Consider the following 622-nt stretch of genomic DNA (forward strand, 5'->3'; position numbering starts at 1 on the left):
ACATTGAAATCTAGAACAATTTCGGATGCTTTGTTAATAAGCTTATAAAAGCTTTCTTTGGCAGAAAATATTAATGTTATAACAATTAGCATTTCCTGTACATCCATGCCTAGAATCAGTTTTTTCTCATCTGAATTTAATACCAAATTAATCAAACCAAATGCGTCTTGTTCACATATGATTTTTTCAATATCAATCCCTACAGCTAAATAATGTTGTTGATTAGTTGCAAGTGCTAGAATTTCACCATGAGTATGTGAAATAGAACCGACAAATCCATCTGGCCAGATAGGAACTCCGTCCTTAGTTCTGGCTAAAAAATCAGCATTATTACCTAAATTAAATAAAGCTTCATAAGCACAACAACGTCCTAATAAGAATTCAAGTTTCCTTTTGTTTAGCGAGTTTTTTATATTTTCGGGCCATTCAATTGAATCTAAAAAGAATGTGCTGATCTCTGGATTATTATTAAAAGTGAAATAACAAAATGATAGATTAGGATCATTGATGAACGGGAACACATTATAATGAGCTTGAATGGATAATTTTAATTTTATATCATCAACTATATCTTTCATAAAATATATTATGGCTCTATGCTATAGAAATTAAATAATCAGTA

General features: G+C 29.6%; 1 protein-coding gene. It reads right to left on the minus strand.

Features of this window, described 5'->3' with window-relative positions:
• Positions 1-578 (minus strand): 4'-phosphopantetheinyl transferase family protein (locus A9G30_RS01475; RefSeq protein WP_065587816.1); only part of this gene is annotated, 578 nt, incomplete at its 3' end.
• Positions 579-622 lie beyond the last annotated feature (44 nt).

Origin of the sequence: Gilliamella sp. Fer4-1, from assembly GCF_001690515.1 — a bacterium.
Lineage (GTDB): Bacteria > Pseudomonadota > Gammaproteobacteria > Enterobacterales > Orbaceae > Gilliamella > Gilliamella apicola_C.